At 63.3% G+C, this 25628-nt stretch carries 24 protein-coding genes and 2 pseudogenes; 11 read left to right on the forward strand and 15 right to left on the reverse strand.

Translation table 11 applies throughout. The features are described 5' to 3' along the window. Positions 1-140 (reverse strand): annotated as a pseudogene (locus AC5P7E_RS06545) (integrase core domain-containing protein); the annotation flags it as partial. A gap of 45 nt (positions 141-185) precedes the next feature. Between AC5P7E_RS06545 and AC5P7E_RS06550 the strand changes: the two are divergent. Beyond that, a complete protein-coding gene (locus tag AC5P7E_RS06550) occupies positions 186-575 on the forward strand; it encodes a Mov34/MPN/PAD-1 family protein (protein ID WP_229298564.1) in 390 nt (129 codons plus the stop codon). A 701-nt stretch (positions 576-1276) separates the two neighbouring features. Further along, a complete protein-coding gene (locus AC5P7E_RS06555) occupies positions 1277-2455 on the forward strand; it encodes a hypothetical protein (RefSeq protein ID WP_197596071.1) in 1179 nt (392 codons plus the stop codon). An 880-nt stretch (positions 2456-3335) separates the two neighbouring features. Here AC5P7E_RS06555 and AC5P7E_RS06560 read toward each other — a convergent pair. Both AC5P7E_RS06560 and AC5P7E_RS06565 read right to left on the reverse strand, forming a co-directional pair. After that, positions 3336-4961 carry a tetratricopeptide repeat protein gene (locus AC5P7E_RS06560; RefSeq protein ID WP_114618405.1) on the reverse strand — a complete coding sequence of 542 codons (1626 nt, stop codon included), beginning with the start codon at positions 4959-4961 and terminating at the stop codon, positions 3336-3338. Continuing rightward, positions 4958-5917 (reverse strand): annotated as a pseudogene (locus tag AC5P7E_RS06565) (protein kinase domain-containing protein); the annotation flags it as partial. The gene AC5P7E_RS06560 and the pseudogene AC5P7E_RS06565, both read right to left, overlap by 4 nt. A 471-nt stretch (positions 5918-6388) precedes the next feature. Here AC5P7E_RS06565 and AC5P7E_RS06570 point away from each other — a divergent pair. The 3 genes from AC5P7E_RS06570 (at position 6389) to AC5P7E_RS06580 (ending at position 8429) form a co-directional block, all read left to right on the forward strand. Then, positions 6389-7144, forward strand: coding sequence for a tetratricopeptide repeat protein (locus AC5P7E_RS06570; RefSeq protein WP_329761668.1), 756 nt, complete (start codon positions 6389-6391; stop codon positions 7142-7144). A gap of 457 nt (positions 7145-7601) precedes the next feature. Then, entirely contained in the window at positions 7602-7958 is a 357-nt protein-coding gene (locus tag AC5P7E_RS06575) for a hypothetical protein (RefSeq protein ID WP_114618402.1), read from the forward strand. Continuing rightward, positions 7959-8429, forward strand: a complete 471-nt coding sequence (locus AC5P7E_RS06580; RefSeq protein ID WP_114618401.1) for a hypothetical protein — start codon at positions 7959-7961, stop codon at positions 8427-8429. A gap of 92 nt (positions 8430-8521) precedes the next feature. Here the strand turns inward: AC5P7E_RS06580 and AC5P7E_RS06585 are convergent, their stop codons facing one another. From AC5P7E_RS06585 to AC5P7E_RS06620, 8 genes are all read right to left on the reverse strand, one after another. After that, complete coding sequence (locus AC5P7E_RS06585; RefSeq protein ID WP_114618400.1) at positions 8522-9148, reverse strand: nucleotidyltransferase family protein; 627 nt, start codon at positions 9146-9148, stop codon at positions 8522-8524. After that, complete coding sequence (locus AC5P7E_RS06590) at positions 9124-10185, reverse strand: XdhC family protein (protein WP_114618399.1); 1062 nt, start codon at positions 10183-10185, stop codon at positions 9124-9126. Before AC5P7E_RS06590 ends, AC5P7E_RS06585 begins: the two co-directional genes overlap by 25 nt. Positions 10186-10194: 9 nt before the next feature. Further along, entirely contained in the window at positions 10195-12399 is a 2205-nt protein-coding gene (paoC, locus tag AC5P7E_RS06595; RefSeq protein ID WP_114618398.1) for an aldehyde oxidoreductase molybdenum-binding subunit PaoC, read from the reverse strand. Then, positions 12399-13349 carry an FAD binding domain-containing protein gene (locus tag AC5P7E_RS06600; protein WP_021202434.1) on the reverse strand — a complete coding sequence of 317 codons (951 nt, stop codon included), beginning with the start codon at positions 13347-13349 and terminating at the stop codon, positions 12399-12401. The genes paoC and AC5P7E_RS06600 overlap by 1 nt, the downstream gene beginning before the upstream one ends. After that, positions 13346-13993 (reverse strand): aldehyde dehydrogenase iron-sulfur subunit PaoA, encoded by a 648-nt coding sequence (paoA, locus tag AC5P7E_RS06605; protein ID WP_114618397.1) that lies wholly within the window; start codon positions 13991-13993, stop codon positions 13346-13348. The genes AC5P7E_RS06600 and paoA overlap by 4 nt, the downstream gene beginning before the upstream one ends. Before the next feature lie 268 nt (positions 13994-14261). Then, entirely contained in the window at positions 14262-14993 is a 732-nt protein-coding gene (locus AC5P7E_RS06610) for a hypothetical protein (RefSeq protein WP_114618396.1), read from the reverse strand. 80 nt (positions 14994-15073) lie between these two features. After that, positions 15074-15550, reverse strand: coding sequence for a nuclear transport factor 2 family protein (locus AC5P7E_RS06615; RefSeq protein ID WP_114618395.1), 477 nt, complete (start codon positions 15548-15550; stop codon positions 15074-15076). 62 nt (positions 15551-15612) lie between these two features. Then, positions 15613-16182, reverse strand: coding sequence for a TetR/AcrR family transcriptional regulator (locus AC5P7E_RS06620; RefSeq protein WP_114618394.1), 570 nt, complete (start codon positions 16180-16182; stop codon positions 15613-15615). A 162-nt stretch (positions 16183-16344) separates the two neighbouring features. On the opposite strand from AC5P7E_RS06620, the gene AC5P7E_RS06625 reads away from it, so the two are divergent. Continuing rightward, entirely contained in the window at positions 16345-17298 is a 954-nt protein-coding gene (locus AC5P7E_RS06625) for an alpha/beta fold hydrolase (protein ID WP_114618393.1), read from the forward strand. A gap of 132 nt (positions 17299-17430) precedes the next feature. On the opposite strand, the gene AC5P7E_RS06630 is transcribed toward AC5P7E_RS06625, so the two are convergent. Further along, positions 17431-18258 carry a GlxA family transcriptional regulator gene (locus AC5P7E_RS06630; RefSeq protein WP_229298665.1) on the reverse strand — a complete coding sequence of 276 codons (828 nt, stop codon included), beginning with the start codon at positions 18256-18258 and terminating at the stop codon, positions 17431-17433. Here AC5P7E_RS06630 and AC5P7E_RS06635 point away from each other — a divergent pair, their 5' ends adjacent. The 3 genes from AC5P7E_RS06635 (at position 18259) to AC5P7E_RS06645 (ending at position 20177) form a co-directional block, all read left to right on the forward strand. Next, positions 18259-19290, forward strand: coding sequence for an SDR family NAD(P)-dependent oxidoreductase (locus AC5P7E_RS06635; protein ID WP_231347455.1), 1032 nt, complete (start codon positions 18259-18261; stop codon positions 19288-19290). It begins immediately after the preceding gene. Positions 19291-19503: 213 nt separating this feature from the next. Continuing rightward, entirely contained in the window at positions 19504-19758 is a 255-nt protein-coding gene (locus tag AC5P7E_RS06640) for a hypothetical protein (protein ID WP_024956845.1), read from the forward strand. After that, positions 19755-20177, forward strand: coding sequence for a low affinity iron permease family protein (locus AC5P7E_RS06645; protein ID WP_005409684.1), 423 nt, complete (start codon positions 19755-19757; stop codon positions 20175-20177). The genes AC5P7E_RS06640 and AC5P7E_RS06645 overlap by 4 nt, the downstream gene beginning before the upstream one ends. Positions 20178-20180: 3 nt before the next feature. Here AC5P7E_RS06645 and AC5P7E_RS06650 read toward each other — a convergent pair whose 3' ends face one another. Then, positions 20181-21698, reverse strand: coding sequence for an FAD-dependent oxidoreductase (locus tag AC5P7E_RS06650; RefSeq protein WP_114618390.1), 1518 nt, complete (start codon positions 21696-21698; stop codon positions 20181-20183). A gap of 224 nt (positions 21699-21922) precedes the next feature. Between AC5P7E_RS06650 and AC5P7E_RS06655 the strand changes: the two genes are divergently transcribed. Further along, positions 21923-22153 carry a hypothetical protein gene (locus AC5P7E_RS06655; protein WP_024956843.1) on the forward strand — a complete coding sequence of 77 codons (231 nt, stop codon included), beginning with the start codon at positions 21923-21925 and terminating at the stop codon, positions 22151-22153. Positions 22154-22162: 9 nt separating this feature from the next. Here AC5P7E_RS06655 and AC5P7E_RS06660 read toward each other — a convergent pair whose 3' ends face one another. Then, positions 22163-22612, reverse strand: a complete 450-nt coding sequence (locus AC5P7E_RS06660) for a BLUF domain-containing protein (protein ID WP_005409687.1) — start codon at positions 22610-22612, stop codon at positions 22163-22165. Positions 22613-22732: 120 nt separating this feature from the next. Here AC5P7E_RS06660 and AC5P7E_RS06665 point away from each other — a divergent pair, with 120 nt between their 5' ends. Continuing rightward, positions 22733-23062, forward strand: a complete 330-nt coding sequence (locus AC5P7E_RS06665; protein ID WP_024956842.1) for a hypothetical protein — start codon at positions 22733-22735, stop codon at positions 23060-23062. A gap of 7 nt (positions 23063-23069) precedes the next feature. On the opposite strand, the gene ligD is transcribed toward AC5P7E_RS06665, so the two are convergent. Beyond that, positions 23070-25619 (reverse strand): DNA ligase D, encoded by a 2550-nt coding sequence (gene ligD, locus AC5P7E_RS06670; RefSeq protein WP_114618388.1) that lies wholly within the window; start codon positions 25617-25619, stop codon positions 23070-23072. Positions 25620-25628: the final 9 nt, after the last annotated feature.

Raw genomic sequence — 25628 nt, forward strand, 5'->3', positions numbered from 1 at the left:
AAGGTTACTGCGTTGTCGGCTTGTTGTGCTCGGTGGTTGGCAGCGAACTGGGCAGGCGGGATTCGACCGCAGCTGCTGTGTGGTCGCACCTGGTTGTAGTCGCGTCGCCAGTCGGCGATGACCTGGCGGGCTTGGGCGAGCTCATTCATCTCTCGCCGGCCACTTTGGATGTGTTTGCCCGCTACGTGCAAGACGGCGATCAAGCTCCCGAGTCAGGCGGGCTACTTCTTGGGACAGTTCATGGCGAGCATCTGATCATTGAACAGGCCACAGCCCCAACTATCTGGGACCTCAGGCTGCGCACCTTTTTTCACCGCTCCCCATTCGGTCATGCCAAGCTTGCCCTTGATCGCTGGCGCGCCTCACGTGGCACGGTACGATATCTGGGCGAATGGCACACCCACCCGGAGGACTACCCGACCCCGTCCGGATTGGACCGCTCGGAATGGCGCCGACTGGCTACGGGGAGAAAAGACAAGCGACCGCAGCTTTCGATCATTGTCGGGAGGCAAGGTCTCCACGTCGAGCTGGTTCATGGAGACGGTAATGGCGACCTCTTTCAGCCCCACCGATAAAAAAATGCGTTGACCCATGAAGCCGCAAGCTTTGAAGCTCAAAGAGGGGACAAGCGGCGAGGGGGACTGGCCACTAGTCAGAAGCCTTGCAGCGACTGTTCTGGGTGTTGCGGACCACGAGTTGGCCTGTTGCGCTTAGGAGCCTGAGTCGCGCAACACAAGGCTCGATGCAAAAGGCGCAACAGATTAATGTGCTATATCGGCAAAAACGCTTTTAAATTTAGTCCGTTACTGATGCAACACTAAACATACCTACCAAGATTGCGAAATACCGTATCCGTACTTGGTGGTCCCTGACCTGCAACATTGCGCGGGAATGGCGACTGATGATGGCTGAGGCGGCTCCCCGGGTCTCAGCTGCACGGAAAGCTTCGACCACGGCGAAATCCAGCGTCATCTACCTAGCCGAAGCGCTCAGAATTCGCCGGGAACGACGGTTCGGCGTGCGTGATCCCGGCTCCGACGCCGCGACGTCCAATGTGGTCTACATGAGTCGCGGGTCGAAGTCACGCCAGCGCGAGTGAAGCGCTTCCTTAGGGGCGATGCCCCTACCCAGCCGCGCTGATCGAGATTTGCTTGCCCGGTGTTTGGTCTGCAGAATACAGGCTCCTGGCGAGCAGATGGAACTTATGAAATCCACGGACGTTTTCACTCCACAGCAGATTCCGACGGTGACGCTTGTAACGGATCACTTGAGCGAAATGAGCAAGACGTACAAGAGAGCAATTCCGCAAGGAAAGCTGATCAGAGTCGTAGGTCCTTCCAAGTCCGGAAAGACCGTTTTCATTCAGAGTGCTGCGGGTGACGGGAACATAATCTCAATCACTGGTGCTGGTGTCACTAGCCCTGACATTCTATGGACCCGTGTACTTCATGCGATTGGCAGCGATGTTGCAGTCGCCACCGAGAGAAGTGAATCAAAGGGCGGCGGATACAAGGTAGGAACAAAGGTCGAAGGGAGCGTATTTGTCGCAAAGGCGGATGCATCAGGCGAACTATCTAGAGATCGAGGAAGTTCGGCGGCTGTGACTCAGGACAAGGCCGTTGATCTTTACCAGCTAGTGGTCCAGGAGCTCGCGGGTAGCGGCCTCACCATCTTCGTAGATGACTTCCACTACGTTCCGAGTGAGGTCCAGGTCTCACTGGCCAGACAGATTAAGCAGGCCGTTCAAGCTGGTGTTCAAATCGCGGCTGCGGCCGTGCCATTCCGGTCTGAGGATGTTCTTCGTGCTAATGACGATCTTCAGGGGCGGATCGAAGACTTTGACTTCAAATACTGGTCAAGCACGGAACTGGTGCGGATAGCAAAGCTCGGATTCGTAGAGCTAAACATCAACTGTTCGGAAGCGTACGCATTGCGGCTGGCAAGTGAAGCCGCAGGCTCACCTCAACTGATGCAGTCACTCTGCTTGGAAACCTGCTTTGCATTAGATGTCGATGAAAAGAGCGATCAGTCCAAAGACATTCCCGATAACGAAGATTTCTTCACTTTGGTGTGTAGCCGCGTTGCTGCGGGAGTGGACTTCAGTACAACCATCTCGGTTATGAAGGACGGCCCGCTGACACGCGGTAGTGCACGAAAAGCATACGTTCTCCATGACGGAACTGCCGCCGACGTATACCAGATTCTGGTCAGAGCAATTGCGCTGGATCCGCCTTCCCTGCACTTCAGCTATGCGGAGATGCAATCTCGAGTTGCGAGTGTCTGTAATGGCGCTGCCCCGCACTTTGCGGATCCCTGCTCTCACATGGCAAGGCTCGTTAATGACCGTTTTGAGGCAGACAAGATCGACTGGGATGCCGAGCTGCACATGCTTAGCATCCGGGATCCATATCTCCTCTTCGGGGTTCGTTGGGGGCGCGGCGCACCGCCGCGATGACCGAGAACAGTGCTCTTAGCTTCAATGAGAGCGCTGTTCGCGACATCGAAGCCAGTCGCCTCTGGGAGATAAGACTTGCTCCCAGCCATTCGATAGCTTTCGCATTGCCTGACCGCCAATGCAGGCCATTCCTGAGCGCTTGGCTTCATCCGTACCCATCGCAGGCAATGCAACCACATCAGTCGATGGCTGAGGGCGTCCTGCCTGCCTGGACTCGCCTTGTAGAACATTGGCCTCAAGCCCGTCGCAAAGCGGCTTCATGCCAGGATGCGGATGCTTCGGCCAACGATACTGCTCACAGTTGAATGGCGTCGTGCCTGCTGCCATCGAATTGTGCGCGGGCCTTGGTGCGGCTGGAAGCGGCTTTGGAGCTGACCCCCTTGCAGAGTGAATCTGCTGCGCCGACGCGGCACCAGTGGCCGCGAACATCAGGCATATGACCCCAAGTCGAATATCCATATTCCCTCCAGATTCGGAGGAATGCTACTCGATTTCAGTGATATGAGTGACGCGTCACATCAACCTGTCGCATCAGAAGCTGGCGGAGTAAGGCTTGGATTCCGGAAACGTTCCCATCGGGCGATCACCGACGCGCACCAGCGTGCTTCCGTTCGCGGTAGACGTGCCCTGCCCGCCACTGACGCGGACGCCGGCGCCGGCCTCGCTCCCTGCGGTCGCAAGGTCCGCGCCCGCGTCGTCTAGGCGATATAGGCGCGAATCCACGTCACGTTGCGGCGCCTGACGCGGTCATCCGATGACAATCGCGGTGAAATGCTAGGTCGCGGTGAAATGCTAGGCGGTCAGCTTGACCCTGTAGGCGAACTTGCCTGCGGTTACCGCCGGCTCGCTTCGGATTGCCCGCCTTTCGGTAGTTTTCAATCTATTTTTTCCGAACGGTTAGAAGTGGCGCACCGGCTCCGCCCACCCCATGCTTGGGAATCAGGCTGTTTGTCTCTTCATCAAATATCCAGCTTGTAAGTTTTCTCATGCCGACATCAATGTCAGGAGGCGATACTTCAGAGCCCAGCCTCCTTAGTACGAGGGCGCTATCTGCTGTAGGGTGTGAGCGATACATATCTTTCGCGGAATTTTCGATGCCGACACGATTGGGGTGGCTAGTATCCTTGGCCGCCCTCGCATAGTACGCAAAGCAAATTGCTTCAAGACTGGAATCTCTGCGGCAACGGAAGTCGCTCATGGCTGTTGTATAGAAGCGGTCGCCCGCTTCAAAGTCTCCCTGCTTCATGGCTATGAGGCCATAAGTTGCCAGCGCGATAGGCTCGTACTTTGCAGGCGCAATTCTGAGCAGGCGCCTCAGAGTTGCCCTGGCCTCTTCATAGTGGCCGGAATTGGCTAGCGCATAACTAAGATTGGTAAGAAGTCCTGCGTCATTTGGATCGGCAACGAGCCCCTGTCGTGCAAACTTCTCCGCCTTTGCATAGTCACATTGCACGGCATACAAAGTGGTTAGAAAGTGAAGTGGGCGACTTGAAAATGGCTCCTCGTCATGCCAGAGGCTTGCGTGCTCCTGGGCATCCTCAACTCGTAGGGAATTCCAGGCCAAAAGGGTCTGGGCTTCCTGCGCTACAATGACAGCATTGCGCTGCGTGGAGCTTGAGGCGATCTCAATACCCAATTGTCTTTGCTCGGTCACGGCCTGAGCAAGAACATTGTCGTTGGGCTGGAGCAATGCGAGCCGGAAAAACTCACGCGCTCGCTTGAGATTTCCCGACTTGAGCTCAAGGCTGCCGATTGCGCAGGCGAGCTCTGATAGGTCTGCCGCACTAGCCTTTCCGTCCTTAAGGAACTTCACTCCTTTGCTGGCGAACTTGGAGTCAACGCCGGCAACCTCGGAAAGAGCTATCTCAGTCGCCATGAGCCAGGGGTCGAACGGCGTGCGCTCATGCTTGCCGATTAGGCGTAACGCATCGGAGACCTTCTCGGTCTTCTTATCGCTTTTGTCCAGGTGGACATTAAGCCTAGCCAGCGTTCTGAGCACCAAACGGCTGTTCGGCGAAAGTGAGAGCGCGGTCTTTACCGTGCGCTCCGCTCGCAGGCCGTTTCCCGTGGAGACTTGGTGCTGCGCAAGATCCAACAGGGCCAATGGATTCTCTGGATTGGCGCGGAGAATGCTCCTCAGGTCAGCGACACGCTGCTGATTGCTAAGCGTTCCACTTGGTGAAGATTTATCTTCATGCTCCGCCATTCGAGCAAAGAACGACTGCTGTACCTGGCCAAGTTCAAAGCCGTCACGGATGGCCTTGCGGACTATGTCTATCACCTTCGGCTTAAGTTCTGGATCAGCAACAAAGGTCAGTAGATCTCCAAGAGACCCGCTTGTTTTATTGACTGACCAATTATCGACTGTTGCAGAAAATCGCTCTTCATCCAAGGTAAAGGGCGTTGCAGCCCTTCCCGATTTGCCGCCAGCTTCCCTTTGCTCAAGCGTCGCCGACATCCGGCGCCACCGCGGGATCAGTCTACGTGGAGGAAGGCTCATTTTCATGCCGCGACCCTTCTTTCTTCAATTTCCATGCGTTTAGCTAGCCGATATAGCTTCTGATGAAATCTGTCGATGCCAACTACTCCCTGCTTACGAGCCGCTCTATCACCGCGCTGACTCGGGTCTGGCTGGGTCATGTCCACAAGCATCGCCCGCAACTCTTCACTAACTTGAGGAGGCAGGCTCGGAAAAACATGAAGTGCAAGGACTTTTCCAATTGACTGTTTCAGGACATCAACAAGTTCCGGCGTAAAGCCGCCTCGGTATATGCCTGGCGTGAATTGTTCGGGAAGTTCGGCTCTGATTAGGCTATTGAGCGGTACGCCGGTATAGAGAAAGACCAGCAACCCACCAAGCTGATAAAGATCTGCGGCCTCACGCTCATCCTGCCACTGAGAAGATGTGTATCCGTACCACTTCTCGGGCGGGGCGTACCCCCTGTCGCCGGGCCAGCAAAGTCCATCGAATGGACCATTGAAGCCCTTCCTAACGGACCGACCTAAGTCACCAAGCTTCATGACATGTGCGCGCGATAGTGAATCAGCCAAGGCGATTACGTTAGAAGGCTTTACATCCAGGTGCGCGATGCCTCTTCGGTGCAACTGATCCAGGCCGAGCGCGACGTCACGCAGCACCATCAGGCGCCAGGAATGCTTGGGTGATTGACCAAAGTCAAAGTTCGCGCGGAGATCACCTTTGCCGATCTCAAATACAAAGCAGCATACCTTTTTCGAATGGTCGCCCTGATCTTCAGTGAGCACAAGATCTTCGTAATCGAGCAGAGTCACAACTCGAGACATTGCCTCGTCCTTACAAAACTTCATCAGATCGCGCTCCCAAAGCACGGCTGACGTCAGTGCATTAAGTACTTCGATGAAGTTCGTTTCCCCAAAGGCCCTTCTAAAATCGATTGCCTTGACGAAGGCGGGATTGCCGTCCTTTGAAGCTGAGTAGCTAACGCCAAAGTCCCCCCCCCTGTTGCACCTTTTGGTTTGACGAGAAGTTTCTCAATGAACCACCCACTCTTCAGCGTGAGGCCCTCCAGCCTCTCGGCCGGTGACGTCGTAGCATCCATGTCTTTCCCCCTGTCTGTCTCAGGCAGCATATCTAAACCCGCAAGCCTCACTGACTTTTGCGGCGGCTGGCTCTTCGATTCTACATCCACTGTCGGATCACTCACTGCCGGATCAGTATCGCGACTTCCCACGACTAAAAGTCGGGGGCGAGCGAGGGCGAGCGTTAAGGCAGCAAAAAAAAGGGGGGCAGGCCCAGCGCCGTAACGGAAAGCGCCAAGGACGACCAAATGAGGGGGTGACGCCGCAGAACCCAACCTGATTAACGTGACGCGTCACGCCCGTTCACCCCACCCCATTGGCGCCCCACCCCTCCCCCACTATAGTTCCACCCCTCACAAGGACGAGACGGCACACATGCCCTATATCGGAATCGGAATCCACGTACTGGCAGCCATCTACTTCGCGGTGCACGCCATCCGCTCGGGCCAGAGCCTCTACTGGCTCATCCTGCTCTTCTCGTTCCCACTGCTCGGCAGTATCGTCTACTTCCTGGCGATCTACTTCCCCGAAGTCCGGCACTCGCGCGGCGCTCGGCAGGTCGTCCGTTCCGCCAAGCAGTTGATGGACCCGGGCCAGGACCTGCGCAACGCTCGCACCGAACTGGCGCGCACGCCTACCGTGCAGAACCGGGTTCGCCTGGGCATGACGCTGCTGGATGCCGGCCAGGCCGAGGAAGCCAGGAGCCTGCTTGAACAGGCAGCCAGCTCGCCGCTGGGCGACGATGCCTACATCCTGACCGGCCTTGCCCGTGCCCGCCTCGACTCAGGGCACGCTGCGCTTGCGGTGGAGACGCTGGACGGCCTCTTCGCACGCCACCCGGACGTGCGCCGCAAACCGGAACAGACCTTGCTGTACGCGCAGGCACTGGCGGCTGCCCAAGCGCCCGGCACCCGTGCCGCGTTCGAGCGCGCTGTTGAATGCGGAAACGATGCGGCCGCTCGCTGCCTCTACGCCGAATGGCTGATGGCGCAGCCGCAACCCGACGATCGCGAGCAGGCCCGCAGCCTGTTCGCCAGCATCATCGACGATGCCCAGCATTGGTCGCGCCACGCACGGAGCCACAATGCGACATGGCTGGAGCGGACCAAGGTTCCGTTGAAGGCCTACTGACGCCTGGCAGCCTTTGGCAATCCTGTCGCATTCGCCTCGCTCAATGCCTCGCCGGGCGGATGCCGACACTCGCTAGGCTTGCACCACCGACATCGCCGATAGCGTTGTAGCGCAAGGCTCCAGCCTGGTTGCGCCGTATGCAACGATTCTGAAAATGTTGAAAGTGGTGACGTCATCAGCCCTACTGCATTGGCATCACGCATAGGTCCGCGTATTCCTTGCCCTGCCACCGTGCATCGGTGGTCGGGATTCGAAACCCCGGTTGTGTGGATGTTGCTCGCACTTGCCAGCCGGCACTGCTTCGCGCGGTGCCGGCTGGCAATCCGTCAGTCGGCTATGGCGGGCGGTGCGTGGAGGCCTTGCGCCTGCCCGGTCATCCACACACGGGGTTTCGAACCACGCATCGTCCGCCACCTTTATCGGTGGCGGCTTCTGCATGCACGCAAGGAGCCCTGTCATGACCCAGCCCCCCTCCCCTGCCCCGCACCCCATCCACGACGCGTCTGCGAACAGCCCCGCGCTGGATCCGAACACGCTCATCGCCCTGCTGCACAGCATCGGCGCCGGCGCCGCCTCCGATGGTCAACCGTGGCCAGAGCGCCATCAGATGCCGGGCCGGCGCATCGCCTTGGCGGATACCGATTGCTCGCTGGCCGGGCTTCGCGTGGTCCTGGAGATTCTGCTGGCCGCGCAGCGCGCCCGCGAAAATGGCGAGCTGGAGCAGTACGTCGGCCCGCGCGTGATGGAGGGGCTGATCATGGCCGGAATCGGCCTTACCGCACACGCCAGTACCCGACTGCATCCGGAGGGCTGAGTGGGGTGGTGCCGCTGGGCGGCCAACGCGCTCTGTCTTGTGGTGGTGGTTGCGGCACAGGCGCTGTGGCCGGCGCCGCCGGTGCCCTCGCCTGTCGCGTTCCAAAGCATCAACGATGATCGATTCTCACAACTGCGCCGCCAAGCCGTGCAGTTCGTGGAGGCTCGGCCACGACAGGGCTTCCAGTTCGTTGAACGGCAACGGGATGTCGCTTTCCAGATTCGCTGCAACGGCGTTCCGGTGCTCTTGCTGGAGAGGCGCCCGCAACATCTGCTGTTGTGGACCTCGCTGGACGCGAGGCAGCGGGCGCCCGCCGTTGTGCGGTTGCGGGCGCTCCTCCAATGGCAGGTGGAGCCGTTGGACTACCTGGAGCAGGTACTGGCTGGCGTGCCGGAGCCTGTTCTGTTGGATCGGGTGCTGCAGATTCTTGCTGGTGATGCGCCTGATGGGGCGCGATGTGGCGTGCCGTAGCCGAGCATGGCCCGACTCTACAGGGCTGGGGGCAGCGAGGGTTCGGGCCTCCAGCCCTGCCGCTCGTCACCTGCGCTCAGTGATCATGCGAGTCACCTCCCGGCATCGATCCAGCCCGCATCGCGCGCACGCGCAAGATCTTCTGGGGTATCGATATCCAGGCCCAGCTCCGGCGCTTGAAAGGCATGCACGGCATTGCTGGGAAGCTGCCTCAAGCGCGTTCCGAAGCCGCGGTCACCGGCTGCACCGACGTGGGCAAACCAGGCACGCGGCACTACTGCAGGAATGCCAAGCGCGTCTCCATGACGGGTGCCAGCGCACCCCGACGCCGAAGCGCGGGCACCCGAAAGCAGCGCCTGCAGATGGGAGCGCTCGATTGCGGGCTGGTCGCATGCCACGACCATCACCGCGGTCACCGTGGGCAGCAGGTGCGCGCCGGCAACCTGCAGACTGCTCGCCAGGCCGCGTTCCCAGTGGTGGTTGGTTACCGGAGTGGCGTCCAGCCCGGCAATGCTGGATGTCACGGCCTGTGCGTTTGCGCCCACCACGACCAGCACCTGCGCTGGCACGAGCTCGCGCGCCAACCGCACCACGCGATGTACCAGGGTCTCGCCCTGCCGGGTCAGAAGCTGCTTGGGCTGGCCAAGTCGGGTGCTCCCGCCGGCAGCCAGCACGACGACCGCATGCGCGTCAGTCACGTGCCGTGCGCGCTTCGCCATTGCTGCAGCTGCGCGGCGATGCTGAGCGAAATCGCCTCTGGCCCTCGCCCGCCGATGTTCAGGCCGACCGGTGATCGAAGTCTCGGGGAAAGGCGGTGGCGCTGATCCGGTGTCAGCAGCTTGAACAGGTCCTCGCGCCTTCGCCGCGGACCCAGCAGTCCAATGAACGCGACGTTGGTATCAGCCAGGGCCACCAGCGCCTCCCGGTCCAGTTCGAAATCGTGATGCATCACCAGTGCTGCATCGCAACGGTCGCCATGAAGGGCCTCGGCCGGGCTGGTCTGAAGATGCGCATCCGCGCACTGCCCGGCTGAGGCCCAGCGCGCTCGCCGTTCGGCCACGCTGACCCGCCAGCCCAGGCCCCGCAGCAACGGAACCAGGGAGGGTGTTTCGGGACCGCCCCCCAACACCAGGGCCCGCGGAAGCCGGAGCAACGGCAAACGCCACGCACCCTCGCCAAAGGGCTGCGTACCATCCATCGGATGCAGCTGCCACGCCTGCTCGTGATGGCCGGCACGGAAAATGACCTGCCCCGACGTGCGAAGGTCGCGCTGGAGTGACACACCCTCGCGCAACCAAGCCTCGATGACGTCGTCGATGCCGGCCATGGCACGCAATGGCAGGAGCGCAATCCGCAGCCGGCCGCGGCAGCCGAGCGCAGACCCGCTCAACAGGTGGTCGTCACTGCGGGTGTCGATCTCGATCCAGTCGACCCGCCCTGCCGCGCTCACCTGCTCCGCGCGTCGCGCGAGCTCCGGCTCCAGGCATCCGCCGCTCAGCCAGCCGACCTGGCTGCCGTTGCAGAACAGCACCATGTCGCCGGCACCGGCGTAAGTGGAGCCATCGGTTTCCAGCACCAGCGCGAGCACGGCGTGCTCCCCCGCGCGCACGCGCGTCAAGGCCGTCTCGAGCACGCCGCGCGGGCTGCCTTCGGTGAGGAAGCTCGGCGCTGCGGACAGGTCCTCGGCAAGATCGCCGGGCTCCCCTCCGCCCGCGGCGGAGGCCTCCAGAGTGGTCGAGGCTGCGGGACGGTCCATGCGCAAGGGTCAGCCCACGTCGGGCAAGCCGGGCAGCAGCTTGTCCAGGGTAATGGGATAGTTGCGCACGCGCACGCCGGTTGCGTTGTAGACCGCATTGGCGATCGCGGCGCCGACCCCACAGATGCCCAGTTCACCCACACCCTTGGCCTTCATCGGCGAGATCACCGGATCCAGCGTGTCGAGGAAGACCACTTCCTGGTACGGGATGTCGGCATGCACGGGAACCTCGTAGCCGGCCAGGTCGTGGTTGATGAACAAGCCAAGCCGTTTGTCGACCACCAGCTCCTCCATGAGGGTCGCGCCCGCACCCATCACCATCCCGCCGATGACCTGGCTGCGTGCGGAGAGCGGATTAAGGATCCGGCCGCCATCGCATACGGCAAGCATGCGGCGTATGCGCGTCTCTCCAGTGTAAGCATGCACGGCGACCTCGCAGAAATGCCCTGCGTAGGTGCCGACGTCGTAGCCTTGTTTGAAGTCGCCGAAGGCAATGCCGTCCTCCGCCGACAGTGTGCCCGCCTCCGCCAGCTTGATGGTCCGCCCACCCGCCTGGATGCGGCCATTGGCGAAGTCTGCGGTGTCGCCGTCGAAGCCCAGTTTCTCGCCCACCTTGCGGCGCAGGCTGACGCACGCCGCGTACACGCCTGCGGTGGAGCTCGCCGCGCCCCACTGGCCGCCGGAACCGGCGGAGGCGGGATGACGGGAGTCGCCGAGGGTCACCTGGACCCGCTCCAGCGGCACGCCCATGGTCTCGGCTGCCGTCTGCGCGATGATCGTGTAGGAGCCGGTGCCGATGTCGGTCATGTCGGTCTCGACAATCACCCCGCCCTGGCCGTCAAGCCGCACCCGCGCCGCCGACTTCATCGTCGGTGCGCCGCGATAGCCCGCAGACACGCCCATGCCGACCAGCCAGTGCCCTTCCCTGACCTGCGCCGGCCTGGCGCTGCGCTTGTTCCAGTGGAAGCGCTCCGCACCTTCGCGCAGGCAGCGCACCAGGTTGCGGTCGGAGAACTTCTTGGACGGATCGCCGGGCACGACTTCGGGCTCGTTGAGGATGCGGAACGCGATCGGGTCGAGGCCCAGCTTCTCGGCCATTTCATCCATCGCCACTTCCAGCGCCATGTGGCCCGGTGCTTCGCCCGGTGCGCGCATCGCATTGCCTTCGGGCATGTCGAGCGTGGCGATGTAGTTGGCCACCAGGCGGTTGGCGCCCGCATAGAGCTTGGGCGTCTGCAGGGTGCCGTTTTCGCCGTCCTCGCCGTTGATGTTGCCCGACCAGTTCTCGTGGGCGATGGCGGAGATCCGGCCATCCTTTCCGCAGCCGATCCGCACGCGCTGGAGGGTGGCGTGCCGGTGCGTGGTGTTGTTGGGCATCAACGGGCGTTGCAGCGCGATCTTCACCGGTCGCCCGACCTGCTTGGCCGCCAACGCGGCCAGCACCGCGTCGGCACGGATGAACAGCTTGCCGCCGAAGCCGCCGCCGATATAGGGCGAGTCCACGCGCACCTTGGCAGGATCGATGCCGAGGATCGCCGCCATGCCCTGCCTGGCCCAGTCGATCATCTGGTTCGCCGTCCACAACGTGAGCGTGTCACCCTCCCAGGCGGCGATGGTGGCGTGCGGCTCCATCATCGAATGACTTTCGTCGGAGGTGTGGTACGTTTCGTCGAGCTTGACCGCCGCGCTCGCGTAAGCGGTGTCGAAATCGCCGAGCGTCTGCCGGTCAGGCTTGCCACCGCGCCCCTTTGCCAGCGGCGCGGACGGTGCCAGTGCGGGAAAATCGAAGCGGCCCTTGCCGCGCTCGTAGCGGGTACGGATCAACGCCGCGGCGGCGCGGGCCTGCTCGAAGGTCTCTGCCACCACGCAGGCGATGGCCTGGTGGTAGTGGGCCACTTCGGGTCCGCCGAACAACGGTGCATTGTTCCAGTTCGATGTGCCGACCGGCTTGGTTTCCGGTGCGGTGATGACCGCCAGTACGCCGGGCGCGGCACGCGCGCGGGAGGTATCCATCGAAATGATGCGCCCCTTGCCGATGCCCGCGCCGACGATGTAGCCGTAGGCCTGGTTCGGCGCCACGTCATGGCGCTCGTAGGCATAGGGGGCGTTGCCGGTGGTCTTGCGTGGACCGTCGATGCGCGGCGTCGACTTGCCGACGACCTTGGCCTTGTCGAACAGGTTGTCGCCGGCGGGGGCGTTGAATTCAAGGGGCATCAGCGCTCTCCTTCCACCAGCACCGCTGCGAGGGTGCGCTCGGCGAGCGCGATCTTGAACGCGTTCTCCGGCGTCGGACGGGCACCGGCGAACACCTGCCGGGTCGCGGCCTTCACGCCGTCGCGCAGCAGGGGTTCGGCTGCCTCGACGCGCCACGGCTTCGGAGCGACCCCGCCGAAGGCGAACCGCGCCGAGCCGTCTCGCTGCACGACCGCGGCGACCGACACCAGTGCGAACGCATAGGACGCGCGGTCACGTACCTTGTGGTACACGTGCCGACCGCCCAGGGGTTCTGGCAGCGTGACGTGGGTGATCAGCTCACCGCGCTGCAGCACGTTGTCCTGCTGCGGCCTGTCGCCGGGGGAACGATGGAAATCGGCAATCGGGATGCTGCGCGTACTGCCGTCACCCCTGACGGTCTGGATCGAGGCGTCCAGCACCCGCAGGGCCACCGCCATGTCGCCCGGATAGGTCGCGATGCAGCTGTCCGAGGTGCCGATCACGCCCATCTGCCGGGAGAAACCCTCGAGTGCGCCGCAGCCGGATCCGGGCAGGCGCTTGTTGCAGGGCAGATTGGGGTCGTAGAAATACGGGCAGCGCGTGCGCTGCAGCAGGTTGCCGCCGGTGGTGGCTTTGTTGCGCAACTGCCCGGAGGCACCTGCCACGATCGCGCGGGTCAGCACCGCGTAGTCGCGGCGCACGCGCTCATGCGAGGCCAGTGCGGTATTGGTGACCAGCGTGCCGATGCGCAGGCCGCCCTCGTCGGTGGGTTCGATCCTGTCCAGGCCGATGTCCTGCACATCGACCAGGTGCGCTGGCGTCTCGACCTCCAGCTTCATCAGGTCGAGCAGGTTGGTCCCTCCGGCCAGGAACTTCGCGCCCTCGGTACCGGCGACGGCCCTGGCGGCCTCGGCCGGGGATTTCGCGCGTTCGTAACTGAAGGCCCTCATGACCGCCTCCCTGCAGAGGTCACGCCAGCGACCTCTTCCATCGCCTCGGCAATGTTGGAATAGGCCCCGCAGCGGCAGAGGTTGCCGCTCATGCGTTCGCGCATTTCCATGTTGGTGGCCCGGGGCCGTGCGCTGACATCCGCCTGCACATGGCTGGGCACACCCCGCTTGATCTCGTCCAGTACCGCCACCGCCGAACAGATCTGCCCCGGCGTGCAATACCCGCACTGGTAGCCATCATGCTTGATGAAAGCGGCCTGCATCGGATGCAGGTCATCGGGAGTTCCGAGGCCTTCGATGGTAGTGATGGCATCGCCCTGGTGCTGCACCGCCAGGCTGAGGCAGGCATTGATGCGTTCACCGTTGACCAGCACGGTGCAGGCACCGCATTGACCGTGGTCGCAGCCCTTCTTGGTCCCGGTCAACTTCAGATGTTCGCGCAGGGCATCGAGCAGCGTGGTCCGGGTGTCGAGTTCAAGCTCCCGCCGCTTGCCGTTGACGGTGAAGGCCACCGTGCTGATGACCGGCGGCCTGGGCGGCGGGGGCGTCGCCAGTTCGGCGGCGAGCGATGATGCCCCCGGTGCGGCGGACATCGCCACGGTCGTGACGCCGCCAGCGATCACCTGCCGACGCGTCAGCTTCATTCCTTCATCACAACTTGGCACAGTGACCTCCTGGCGTTCGGGGAACCCCCGTGGCTGGATGGACGCGCTCACACTACCCAAAGGCCACTATGCCCATCTGCGGGGTACAGATCTGTGAAGTCGGCGAAATGTACGAACATGATGCAGCACGCCCGAAGAAATCGGCTGTATCCAGCCACAGCGGGGCACTCTTGAGCCATGCGTATGCCTCACTGGAAGACTCACAGTCCTGTTTGTCCCTCAGCATGAAGAACATGATGGCCCGACGCTACAAAGGCGTTGGCTGGGAGGACTCGGGTTCGTGGATGGAGCCCTCCAACAAGGCAACGTAGGTATCGAGCCTGGTGCGAAGGCCGATCAGCATCCAGCCCAGCAGGTACAGCAGCACCATGGCGAAGATCAGTAGTGCACCCAGCGGGCCAACATCGAAAGCGCCCGCCCAGTCGCCCCATTTCCAGCCGCGGAACTGCAGATAGAGGGCAATCAGCAATGGAAATGGTCCCAGCCGCTGCAGGCCGCCATACATCATGCCCATGCGCTCAATCATGTTTGTGCGCAAGGTGCTGACGAACTTGAGTCGCCGCTCGCGCTGGACGCGCGGGAATCCGTGAAGCTCGCTCACCACCGCTTGCCAGTGAGCGAAGTCTTCATCCATCTCCCGGGCGTGCGAGAGCCGCGGCTGGCTGAACTGGCGAATGCCCCTGCGGGCGGCCAGTACGCCACCGACAATGAAGCCTCCGATTTCGATTGCCAGGCAGGCAACAACCACCTGGAGCACTACGCCAAGAGGCAGCCATCGATCCGGAAGCTGACCCATGAGAATGCCGATGATCGCCGCACCCACGCCGATGCGAAACGCCCACGTCTCCACCCTGCCCGCCTTGGGGTAGATGCTGTGCTCAACCAGTCCCTGCACCCGCTGGTAGAGCCAGTGGAATGTCAGTTCCTGCGAATCGGTCTTTGCCGGCGGATCGAATCCGCCCCCTGCCTGCATGTCCATTGCGCCCCCTGCCCCGGCCGGCGCAGATGCCGGCCGCCCCATCGTACCTGAGCACGCTTCGGGAGGCGCCTCAGCGGGAATCACATACCCAGCTCAGACAACCCCGGATGATCATCCGGGCGACGCCCCAGCGGCCAATGGAACTTGCGGTCGCTCTCCTTGATCGGTAGGTCGTTGATGCTCGAGAAGCGGCGCTGCATCAGGCCGTCCTCTCCGAATTCCCAGTTCTCGTTGCCATAGGAGCGGAACCAGTTGCCGGAGTCGTCGTGCCATTCGTAGGCGTACCGGACAGCAATTCGGTTTTCGGTAAAGGCCCAGAGCTCCTTGATCAGGCGGTACCCGAGCTCCTTGTTCCATTTGCGTGCCAGGAACTGGCGGGCTTCTTCCCGGCCGTTGGTGAATTCGGCGCGGTTACGCCACTGGGTGTCGAGCGAATAGGCAAGCGAGACCTTGTCGGCGTCGCGGGAGTTCCAGCCATCCTCGGCAAGGCGCACCTTCTGCATGGCCGATTCAAGGGTGAACGGAGGAAGCGGCGGACGGGGGTGTTCAGCGGACACGGGGAGACCTCCAATTGAGATGGATACACGAGTTGCTTCAAACGATCTGGCGTACCGAGGCGCTAACGCCTGGCCTGTTCCAGCAACAGCTTCGCGACATCCTTCGCGGTGTCTGCGGCGCCGTAATCACCCATCACGCGCGACAGGGTGATGGCGCCTTCCATCAGGACCAGCAGCTGACGGGCCAGTACCGCCGGCTGCTCCACATCCAGTTGTCCGGTAAGTTCCAATGTGTAATCGAGCAACTTCTGCTTGTGGTTCCGGGCGATCTCCCGGATCGGATCGGCCGGGTCACCGACCTCGCCCGCAGTATTGATGAACGCACAACCGCGATAGCCCTCGGACTGGAACCAGCTCTTGAGCACGGTGAACATGCCGAGGATCCGCGCTTCCGGAGTGTCCGCCTTGTCGCACTCCTGCCGGAACCAGGCCAGCCATCGCACATCGCGCGCCTTCAACGCGGCGGCGGCCACGTCGTCCTTGTTCTGGAAATGGCGGTAGATGCTCTTCCGCGCCACGCCCGAGGTCGTCACCAACAGGTCCATGCCGGTGGCGTGGATCCCGTTCTGGTAGATCAGTGCCTCGGCCGTGGCCAGGATCTTCTGTTGGGTGTCGGTGGTGGCCTTGCTCATGGCCACAAGGTAGAACGATCATTCTCCCTCGTCAACAGACGGGCGATTCGTGCGAGCACATCGGTGCAAGACGATCTATCAAGAAATCCGGACAGTGCATCACCCGGACGCCTGATTGCAGGCGCAAAGTACGTCTCACCACCCACCCATGAGAGTCCCCGCATGAATACCTTCGCCCGCTCACTGGCCGTTGCCGCCCTCACCCTCTCGGTCCAGGCCGGCCTGTCCGCACAGGCCGCCGAGCCGGCCAAGCCGGCGGCGGTCACCGCCATCGCGCGAACCGCCAGCTACATCACCACCGCCGATGGTGTGCAGCTGTACTTCAAGGACTGGGGCCCGAAGGACGGCCCGGTCGTGACCTTCAGCCACGGCTGGCCGTTGAACTCGGACAGCTGGGAATCCCAGATGATCTTCCTGGCCGATCATGGCTACCGTGTCATCGCGCATGACCGTCGCGGCCACGGGCGTTCCAGCCAGCCGTGGGACGGCAATGACATGGATCACTACGCCGATGACCTTGCCACCGTGATCAATACGCTGGACCTGCACGATGTCACCCTGGTGGGCTTCTCCACCGGTGGTGGCGAAGTGGCGCGCTACATCGGCCGGCATGGCACCGGGCGAGTGAAGAAGGCCGTGCTGATCAGCTCGGTGCCGCCGTTCATGCTGAAGACCGCCGACAACCCCAACGGCCTGCCGATCGAAGTGTTCGATGGCATCCGCAAGGCACAGATGGACAACCGCGCCCAGTTGTACAAAGACATTCCGTCGGGCCCGTTCTATGGCTTCAACCGCCCTGGCGCGAAGGTGTCGCAGGGGCTGATCGATGCGTGGTGGATGCAGGGCATGCAGGGCGGCCACAAGAACACCTACGATTCGATCGCCGCGTTCTCGGCCACCGATTTCCGCGCGGACCTGAAGAAGTTCGATGTGCCCACCCTGGTGATCCACGGCGATGACGACCAGATCGTGCCGATCGATATCTCCGGCCGCCAATCGGCAAAGCTGATCAAAGGCGCCAGGCTGATTGTCTACCCGGGTGCGCCGCACGGCCTGACCGATACCCACAAGGACAAGGTCAACCAGGACCTGCTGACGTTCCTGCAGGAAAGGTGAGCAACAGGGGCTCCGGCACTGCGCCGGAGCCCGTTTCATCCTGCAGAGTGCGGCCTCCATGCAGGCCTTTTCGTGTCGGACATCGGCACCCGGGCATGGCTCGGCTCCGCACAGGTCCCCGCAAAGACGAACTCAGTCCGCCCCGCCCCGTGCGTTGCGCCGCAGGGACTGCGGGGGCTGGCCGAAGGTGCGTAGGAACGCTCTTCGCATGCGTTCGGTGTCAACGAAGCCCGTTTCGGCCGCGACTTCATCCATCGTGCAGCGGCTCTGCTCGATCAGCACGCGAGCGGCCTCCACGCGCAGGCTCTCCACCGCCTTCGCAGGGGATTGCCCGGTTTCTTCGCGGAACGCGCGACTGAACTGACGGGTGCTGAGATGTGCGGCCTGGGCCAGTTCTTCAACCGACAAGGTGGCACGCAGGTTGCCACGCGCGAAGGTCAACGCATTCTGGATGCGATCGGACCGGGCATCCAGCTCGAGCAGCACCGAATGCTGGGACTGCCCGCCTCCACGGCGGTGATAGACCACCAGCTTCCGGGCCACCGCCCTGGACAACTCCGCACCGAAGTCGTTCTCGATCATGCCAAGCGCCAGGTCCAGCCCCGCGCTCATGCCGGCGGAAGTCCAGATCGGGCCATCGGTGATGAAGATGCGATCTTCCTCCACCTGCGCGGCGGGAAAGCGCTGCTTGAGCGCACGGGCGTGGAACCAGTGCGTGGTGGCGCGCCGCCCGTCCAGCAGCCCCGCTTCGCCAAGAATGAAGGCGCCTGTGCACACCGACGCGGTCCGGCGCGTGCGCGTGGCCGCCTGGCGGATCAGTTCGATCAGCGTGCCGGTGGACGGGGCTGGCTCCAGCAGGCCGGCCACGATCAAGGTATCCAGCGGCTGCTGCGCCAGCGGCGCCGTCTGCATGGCCATGCCAAGCGAGCTGGGCACCAGCCCGCCCTGTTCGGAGAGCATGTGCAGATCGTAAAGGCGCGCGCCTTCGGTGGCATTCGCCAGTTCGAAGGCGGACGCAGCCGCGATCGCCATGGTCTGGAACCCGGATGGCAGAACAAATCCAACACTGAGCATGGCGGTTTTTCAGGGATGGCCGTAAACGAGGTATATACGACATTTACGCCATTCACAAGCCGGCCTAGATTTGGCCCTGACCCCGGCGACGCCCGCCGCTTCGGACTGACCACCGTGAACAACCCTACCCATCAAGGCACCGCCCTCATCACCGGCGCATCGTCCGGCATCGGCGCGGTCTATGCCGATCGCCTGGCCCGCGCCGGATACGACCTGATCCTGGTTGCGCGACGCGGCGAGCGCCTGCGCCAACTGGCCGAAGCACTGGCCCGCAGCACCGGCCGCGCAGTGGATATTGTCGCGGCCGACCTGACCACCTCCGACGGGCTTGCCGAAGTTGAGAAGGTGATTCGAGACCGAGCGGATATCCGACTGCTGGTCAACAATGCCGGCATCGGCGCAACGGCTCCCCTGCTGCAGTCGGACATCGGCGAGATGGAGCGCATGATCACGCTCAACGTGAACGCCGCGATGCGCCTGGCCTACGCCGCCGCCCCGGTGTTCGCGGCCCATGGCCAGGGCACGATCATCAACATCGCCTCCATCGTCGCATTGGCGCCCGAGCTGCTCAACGGCGTCTACGCGGGAAGCAAGGCGTTCGTTCTGGCGTTCTCGCAGTCGCTCCACCATGAGCTGGCCGACAAGGGCGTGCGCGTCCAGGTTGTGCTGCCGGGGGCCACCGCAACGGACTTCTGGCACCTCTCCGGCCTGCCGGTGGAGCACTTGCCGCAGGGCATCGTGATGAGCGCCGAGGACATGGTGGATGCATCCCTGGCCGGGCTGGCACAGGGCGAACGTGTGACCATTCCGGCGCTTCCGGACATCGCTGAGTGGAACGCCTTCGAGCATGCACGCAAGGCCATGGCACCGGGGCTTTCGCGTGCGCAGCCCGCACAGCGCTATATGAGCAGGGTCTGACCGGCAAACGGGTTGCAGATGCCCGGTGCAGGGGATGGAGCGATGGTCGGGCGGCGTTGCGTTGAGCGCTACGCTGCCCCGCCCTGCTGATTGTTAACGTGTGTTGCCTGAAGGTTTGACGCCACGTTGCCCCGCCCTTGATGGGGCCGCTCACAGCGCACTCCTATGCTGGGCCCGCCACCTGAGGGGTGGTGATCAACCTGGAGATTCACCATGCAACGCGATCAGAAAGACCTCCCCCACCCGGACGCGGAAGCGCAGCGCCCCGATCCTGTCAGCCCGCTGCAGGCAAAGCTGCACAACCACCGCAATCATGACGAAGCGCTGCAGGAAACCTTCCCTGCCAGTGATCCGATCTCCCCCTTCGTCGCCGCGCCAGCGCCGGAAGAGCAGGCCAAGCGCCTGGGTGAGCGGGTCAGGCTGCCAGATCGTCGAACGGATGAGGAGGCCGCGGGAGGTGACGAGTGATCCGGCGCGGCTTCGCCCGGGTCGCGGCCGCGACGGCACGATTGTCCGGCAGCCTGGGCGCATTCGTCGCGGCGCTGGGGGTGATCATCACCTGGGCCGCCAGCGGGCCGGCCTTCCACTTCAATGATACGTGGCAACTGGTGGTGAACACGGGAACGACCATCGTGACCTTCCTGATGGTGTTCCTGATCCAGCATACGCAGAATGCCGATACGGCCGCGCTGCACATCAAGCTGGATGAACTGATCCGGGTCAGCAAGGACGCCAACCAGGAGCTGTTGAACCTGGAGTCGATGGAACCGGCGCACCTTGAAGAGATTCGCCAGCGTTACGAGGCACTGGCGAAGACCGCTGCAGACATCAAGTCCAAGAAGGAACGCTGCATGCCCTGCGAGGCGGATGCGGCCGCCGAAGCCTGAGGGTCACCGCTGCAGCGGCTGCTCTGCCTGCAGCGGTTCTGGCGTGAGGCCCTGCCGGGCGGGGCCTTCCAGCAGCGCCCCGGTGGCGGAAAAGCGGCTGCCATGGCATGGGCAATCCCATGTGCGTTCATGGCCATTCCATTGGACAACGCACTTGAGGTGCGGGCACAGCGCCGACATCGCGTGCAGCTGGCCGTGCTCATCGCGGTAGACGGCGGTCCGCTTTCCATTCACGTCCAGCAGTGCGCCACAGCCACGGCTTAACTCGCTGGGCGAGTGCGACGGCGCAGCACCAAGGCGATCTCCCACCATGTGCCGTGCAACCGTGCCATTGGTACGGGCCCAGCCGGCCGCCGAACGCACTGGCGTGAAGCGCATGGGGCTTAGCAGCTTCTCGATCTCGCTGGTCGTGCCCATGATTCCCTCGGTGATCGCACGAGCGGCCACGCCCGCCCAGGTCAAGCCATCGGGACCATAGCCGGTGGCGACCCACACATTGTCGTGCGCGCTGCTGCCGATGTAGGGCAGCTGGTCGGCTGCACGGAACTGCTGCGCCGACCAGCACAGCGGTTCGCCCTGCACGGTGAAGTTGCGACGCGCGTCGGCGACCAGATGCTGTGCCGGATCCATCACCGGGGTTTCGCCGGTGCGATGTGTCTCGCCGACCAGCACCAGCCAGTCGCGGCCATCAGTACCGCGCACCCCGCGCAGCGAGCGGTGCCGATCGGCGATCCAATGAATACCTGCCGCTGGCGGATTGGCAACCGGCACCGCCACGCCGTACTCGCGGTACACCTCCATCTCGGCCTGCACCAGGTTGAACCCTGCTGGCGAGTGGGTGGCGAGCACGAAGTGCCTGGCATGGATGCGGCCGCCAAGGGCGGTGGCAACGCCTGCTGATGCCTCGATGCTGTTGATCTGGGTCCAGTCGTAGATGCGCACCCGGCCCACCAGGTGTCGCGCCAGCTCCCTGCAGAAGGCCGCCGGATCCAACTGCGCCTGATCGGGAACACGGAACGCGTGGCCCAATGCGAACGGCAGACCTGACTGCTGGTGTTCGCACTGCAGGCCTACGCGCTGATAGGCCTGAAGTTCACGCTCGAATCGCGTCGTCACCTCGCGCGTGCGCTCCTGCATGCCGTACTGCATGGCCACGCGTTCGAAGCCGCAACGCAGATCGTAGCGATGAACCAGCGTTTCGATGGCGCGCAGCGCCTGCTGCCGCCACTGCACGATACGACTGGCCGTGTCGCTGCCCCAGCGCGAGACCAGTTCTGCCAGCCGGGAGACGGGCGCGTAAAGATTGCCCGTGGACATCACCGTATTTCGCCCGCCGATGGGCCCTGCATCGACCACCAGCACATCCAGGCCACTATCCGCCAGGCGGGCCGCTGTCAGCAGGCCGGTCATGCCGGCGCCCACCACCAGCACGTCCGCGCGCGTCGTGCCGGCAAGGGGGCGGAAGCAATGCGACTCGGTGTCAGCTGACCATAAGCTGGCGCGCGGGAACGGTTCGGACATGAAAGGGATCCTTGCAGCTTCAGCTGGGAGGCCTCTCTGATACGCCTTGCCGGGTGAAACGAGGGTGGCGCGGCCGTGCAGATGATGCTCACGCGCTGCGACGATCAACGCCATGGTCAAGGCCAGATGAGCGCTGCGTGGGCAACACGCCTGTGTCGCCTCTGCGAACCGCAACTCTCTGCTTGCAGCGTGGTAGCTAACGTGCCTGGAAGGAGGATCAGGCAGTGAGCACGCACCTGGAAATCGATCTGATGATCGCGCAACTGGACGAACTGCTGCCGACCTGGGCAGCGTTCTACCCCGAGCAGCAGTTCGTCCGCATGCTTGCCGAGGCACTGGACTACATTGCTGCCAGTGCAGACCCGGAGGCCCGGCTGTATTGCGTGATGCGCACCGGGCACCTCAACGCGTGCAGCGGAGAGATTCCATGCGCGGCGCGCTATGGAGGCCGCTAGGCCGGTGGATCACGCCGCGACCGCGTAGGGTTCCACCAACCTGGCCAGGATATCCATCGCCGTCTCGGTTGGCGCATCGTCACCGCTGTGCTGGGCGAACCCTGACCAGTCCGCGCGGGCAAGAAGCTTCAACTGCTCGGGTTGGGTGGGCAGCCAGCGCATCGGCCAGAACGGGAGCCGCCGGTTGCCCACCCTGCCGCGCTGCAACTCGATGAGCCCGGTATGGCTGGAGGCGCCCACCACCCGCGAGTACGCCACCCTCAAGCCGTCTTCGGGCCCCTCCATGTACTGCAGGAAGCGGCTGCCGTCGAACAGCAGGACGCCGGTGACGCCGGCACTGCGGTTGAAGCGGGCGGCATCATCGACCAGATCGTCGAGCTTTCCGCTGCCCAGGCCGAACGGATCACCAGCAACGGCTGGGCCCGCTTCGCTGACGTATGCGACTGCCCTGATCGGCATTAACTGCTCCTGTAGCGAATCCCCCCAGATTCCGTGGCCGTAGGATAGGCCACCTGCGCCCCGCAGTTGTTCCCATCATGTGCATTTTGTGAATCAGTTGGGTTCCAGCTGACAAACGGCATGCAGGACGCCTACACCGCCCATGCCATGGATCGTTTACGCTTGGGCCAGATGACTCGGGAGCGCCCCATGCCCAATACCGGCCTTTTCCATGTTCTGGAGCTGGACGCTGTTTCCGGCGTGCAGGGTATTGAGCGCGTCAGGTCCATTCGCGTGCGCTGCAACACCTGCGGCGGGATTACACAGTTGTCGGGGGACGCGTTGGGGGCGGTGCCCGGTGGAACGACGCTGGTGTGCGGCGCTTGTCCTTCGCGCCAGACGGTCAGCAACGCGCGGCTGGTCGAATGCGATCATGTCCTGCCCGGCAGCGCGCAGGGATCCGACGCGTAGGCGCGGGCTACGGGTCTGCCTGCGCCCAGCGCGCCAGATTCTGCTTCACTTTCCCAATGCCGGCCCAGGGGTCTTTGCGCCGCCGCTTGAGCTTTGCTGGCACGTCCTTGATCGTGAACGCGTCTGCGCGCTTGAGTTTCGCCAGATCGCCCCAGGCGATCGGCAACGCGACCGGTGCGCCCGGCCGCGCCCGCAGCGAGTAGGACGCGACTGCCGTGGCACCGCGCCCGTTGCGCAGGTAGTCGACGAAGATCCGCTTGTTGCGGAGGCTTTTGGTGGCCGTTGCCAGGAATCGCTGGGGCTCGGATTGCGCCAGCGCATCGGCGAAGCCCTTCGCAAAGCGCTTGGTCAGGTCCCAGTCGCATCCCGGGTTGAGCGGCACCACCACGTGCAGGCCCTTGCCGCCGGAGACACGCAGGAACGATTCCAACTGCAGCTGCGCGAGCAGTTTGCGGATGTCGGTTGCCGCCTTCTTGACCTCTGCAAAGGGTACGTCCGGTCCTGGATCCAGATCGAACACCACCCGGTCGGCCTTGTCGGGCGCTTCGGCGTGGCTGCCCCAAGGGTGGAACTCCAACGCGTTGAACTGCACCAGTTCAAGCAGGCTGGCCGCGTCACGCACCACCAGGTAATGGGCGTTGATGCCGCTTTCCTCCTTCAGCCTTACCGGATCGACCAGTTCCAGCCCGGCTGTGTGGTGTTTCTGGAAGAAGCAGGGCTTTGCGGTGCCACTGGGGCATCGGATGATCGACAGCGGACGATCAACCACCTCGGGCAGGAGGTGCTCCATCACTGCTGAGTAGTAGTCCCATACCTCCTGCTTGGTGTAGCCATCGCCAGGAAACAGGATCTTGCCGGGGGACGAAAGCGCGGGCGGTGTGCGGCCGGTAGCGGGTGACTTTTTCGTATCGCGCGCAGGACGCCTGGATGCGGGCTGTCCACCAGAGGGCATGGCCGGCCCGGAGCGATCGGAATCTTCGAGATCGGCGATGTCCTTGTCCGCCCGTACCGCCTTCAGCGATGCCTGGCGCAACAGCTTCTGCCCGCCAATCCCGCGATAGAAGACCTCCACCACGAAACGCGGTGCGAACCAGGTCGCGGCGCGAAGGTCGGTGTCCTGGGTGGGCACGTGCGCCGTCGGCTTGCGGCCGCCGCCGCCTTCGATGCGCTTGCTGACTTCGCCGATCAGTTCGTCCGAGAACCCGGACCCGACGCGGCCGACGTAGAGCCAGCCATGTTTCGGGTCTGGCCGCGCCAGCAGCAGCGAGCCGAACCCGGTGCGGCTGCCTTTCGGCGCGGTGTATCCGACCACGGCGAACTCGTCGCTGGCCAGCTGTTTGGTCTTGCGCCAATCCTCACTGCGGCCGCTGTGGTAGCTGCGATCGGCGCGCTTGGAAATGATGCCTTCGAAGTGCTGCTCACCGGCCAGGCGATAGGCCTCGTCGCCATCCCCCTGCACATGCGAACTGAACGCCAATGGCCTGCCCTGCCCCTCCAGCACGGAATGCAGCAGGGCCTTGCGTTCCAGCAAGGGCGCATCGGCGATGTCCACGCCATCAAGATGCAGCAGATCGAACAATGCGTACGTCAGGATGCTCTGCCGCTCGCCGGAGAGCGCGGCCTGCAGCAGGTTGAAGTCTTCCTTGGTGCCGGCGCCGGCGATGAGCTCACCGTCCAGTGCCGCCGAGGTGAGCCCCAGTGCCGCGATCGCTTCACGTATTTCAGGCAGCTTGCCGGTCCATTCCAGTGCGTTCCGCGACCACAGCTGCACGTTGCCCTCAGCCACCGTAGCAAGGATGCGGTACCCATCCCATTTGATCTCATGCACCCACTGCCCGCCCTGGGGCGGCGCGTCGCCCAGCTTGGCCAACTGCGGCTCAAACGGTCCGGACGGCGCTGCCGCCTTTTTCGCCTTGCTGAGCGCCAGGGCCTTCTTCGCCCAGTTCTTTCGTCGGGTGCGTTTGGGCGGTACGACCGTGAGTTTCTTCTTCGCGGTCTTTCCTGCCCCGGCACGCTTCAGGTCCTCCGGGGGCGCTACAGCGACATCCGCCAGCAGATCGTCTGCCTCGATATCGCTGGCAAATTCATCGTCGTCCTTGAACAGCAGCCACTGTGGCTGGCGCGCAGGCTTGCCGGAACGGACCAGATGCCATCCACCCTTGAGCTTGGCGCCGAACAGCTCGAAGCGTAGATGGCCCTTGGCGAGCTGGGCTTCCGGGTCACCCTGCGTGGCCCACACACCGTGGTCGAACTGGGCGACATGTCCGCCGCCATACTGGCCTTTGGGAATCTCGCCTTCAAATGCTGCGTAGTCGACGGGATGATCCTCCACCTCCACCGCCATGCGCTTGACCTTCGGGTCGTAGCTGGGGCCCTTGGGAACGGCCCAGCTCTTCAGCGCGTCACCCACCTGCAGACGGAAGTCGTAGTGCCTGCGGCTGGCATGATGCAACTGCACCACGAAAATGGCGCGTTGGCCTTTTGGCAGCGCCTTGCCCGGTTCGGGCTCCCTGGTCTGGTCAAAACGACGCTTGCGGCGGTACTCGACCAGTGACATGGGCAGCTC

It is taken from the genome of Stenotrophomonas sp. YJH_SMC_25, assembly GCF_059369595.1.